Origin of the sequence: Zhenhengia yiwuensis (assembly GCF_014384995.1) — a bacterium.
GTDB lineage: Bacteria > Bacillota > Clostridia > Lachnospirales > Cellulosilyticaceae > Zhenhengia > Zhenhengia yiwuensis.
In genome coordinates this window covers 1-2,121 of the sequence record NZ_JACRSY010000092.1, presented here as the reverse complement: position 1 = coordinate 2,121, position 2,121 = coordinate 1, and the positions used below count along the sequence as shown (strand labels likewise).

The following is a 2,121-nucleotide window of genomic DNA, read 5'->3' as shown; positions in this document are numbered from 1 at the left end:
AGCACTAAGTCTCTATCATATCTTTGGAATTTCTGACCTTTTTTAGGCATAAGAAATGCACCTCCATTTAGTTGAACACATCTTTTTTATTATGTGTCTACTAAACGGGGTGCATTCTCAAGAAGCTTGGCTATAAGCTTCTTTTTAAATGTCTATTACGGATGAATCACGACCATCGTATCAAGTGGTAAATTATTATAAAGCCAAAATGCATCTTCCTCTCTCATAACAACATTACCTTTTGTTTGTCCTTCTCCTAGCCTATTAAGTACATTCATCTTAATCTCCCAATGCTCATTTCGACTCATCCCATGTATCCGAAGCCCTTCTGAAAGTGTAAGCCAGTAGTTGGCACCTTCTTTTTCTGTTTCAGAAAAATATTTATCTCCTTTATCTTTAATATAAAATGTCCCCTTAGCTGTAGGACTCTTAGGAGCACCACCTGAACATTGTATACGTTTTATCTCTTGCGTACCTTGATAAACAATCATTTCTTGATTTTTACCTAATACGATCTCAGCCCAATAACGGTCTTCCTTTAAAGGAAGTGTTGTAAAGTTAAGAGGTATTTTATCACTTAACTCTCCTGAAGCAGCTTGAATTTGCACATAAGCTTCATAACTTCTTCCTGCTCCTAGTACATAATTAGGGTAAAATTCAGCATAATAATCGTTTTTGAGTTCACCTTTAAGAAGCTCACCATCAAGCTCTATATAGGCAGCTTCCATAGGTGTTTTACTTCTTACAATAATTCTAGGATATAAACCTACCCATTTGCTACCACTCTTAGGCACTACCTCATCTATTATTGGTTTAATATCTGTTTTCAAGACTACATTTTGATTTTCACCTAACATTACTCCAGATTGTGAAGGCATGCCTTTTTTAAAGGTTAATATGTATTTATGATCATTTTCAAGTGGTTGTTTAGGCGTAAAGGTAAAGGACGTATAATCTATAATTTCTTTTCCATTTTGTATTATTTTTAAAGGCTCTATGATAAAGTCTGCATCAGATGCTAAATATTTATGGACAACTTCCTTTTTCATAGGTGTATTAAATTTTACAATAAAAGATTGAGTAGTTGAGATTAAAATTTCATCAATAGGTTCTACAATATGTATAGGGGTTTTAAACTGAATAGGGATAGTCGCTTCTTTATAAATCTTTTCATATATAGTTGGTGCTTTATCAATAATAAGTTGGACTTTTTGCCCTTTAATCTGTCCCTTCTCTTCTACAATAATTTCACATACGTGATCATTGACCCAATTAACCTGGCAAGCAAAATTTTCTGCATAGCCTAGTTGATTTTGTATTTTTATATGCTTATTAAAAGAACCTTTATCCATTGGTAGTAAAAAATTAATGGTAACAGAGGCCTTGTCCTCACCTACCTCACTCCAATGAAAATTTAAATCTTTTACAATAAAAATAGAAAGGGTTAAAAGCACTACAGTAAGTGCCACCGCAAAAACTATTTTATTAGGTTTCATCCTCTCACCTCACATTGATTTCTATAGCAATATATATGTAAGAAATGGGACAATCATACCTAATTTAGTATAAAAAAGCACACAAAAAAAGCACCTTTATTAGGTGCTTAACAAGTGCCCAGAGCCGGAATCGAACCAGCGACACGAGGATTTTCAGTCCTCTGCTCTACCGACTGAGCTATCTGGGCATTTAATATGCCGGAGACCGGAATCGAACCGGTACGGGAGGTAAGTCCCGCAGGATTTTAAGTCCTGTGCGTCTGCCAGTTCCGCCACTCCGGCATATTAAATGGAGGGAGAAGGATTCGAACCTTCGAAGGCGGTGCCAACAGATTTACAGTCTGCCCCCTTTGGCCACTCGGGAACCCCTCCATATACAATTAAATAACCTAATCACAATTACCAAGCCATATTCCTTAGAAAGGAGGTGATCCAGCCGCACCTTCCGATACGGCTACCTTGTTACGACTTCACCCCAGTCATTGGTTTTGCCTTAGACAGCTCCTTCCCTTGCGGGTTAGGTCACTGGCGTTGGGCCCCCCCAACTCCCATGGTGTGACGGGCGGTGTGTACAAGACCCGGGAACGTATTCACCGCGACATTCTGATTCGCGATTACTAGCGAT

Annotated in this window: 1 protein-coding gene, 3 tRNA genes and 1 rRNA gene; all 5 read right to left on the bottom strand. The window is 37.9% G+C overall.

Going from position 1 to position 2,121, the window contains the following annotated elements; all coding sequences use genetic code 11:
• Positions 1-155: 155 nt before the first annotated feature.
• Positions 156-1,496 carry a L,D-transpeptidase family protein gene (locus tag H8718_RS19990; protein WP_249334820.1) on the bottom strand — a complete coding sequence of 447 codons (1,341 nt, stop codon included), beginning with the start codon at positions 1,494-1,496 and terminating at the stop codon, positions 156-158.
• A gap of 115 nt (positions 1,497-1,611) precedes the next feature.
• A tRNA-Phe gene (locus tag H8718_RS19985) sits at positions 1,612-1,684 on the bottom strand.
• 8 nt (positions 1,685-1,692) lie between these two features.
• Positions 1,693-1,778, bottom strand: a tRNA-Leu gene (locus tag H8718_RS19980).
• A gap of 8 nt (positions 1,779-1,786) precedes the next feature.
• Positions 1,787-1,868: transfer RNA gene (locus tag H8718_RS19975), tRNA-Tyr, on the bottom strand.
• A gap of 48 nt (positions 1,869-1,916) precedes the next feature.
• Positions 1,917-2,121: ribosomal RNA gene (locus H8718_RS19970) — 16S ribosomal RNA — on the bottom strand; the annotation flags it as partial.

What these genes read in the sequence shown, in the direction of transcription:
- H8718_RS19990 (WP_249334820.1), bottom strand. Translation starts at nt 1,496, where the DNA reads ATGAAACCTAATAAAATAGTTTTTGCGGTGGCACTTACTGTAGTGCTT.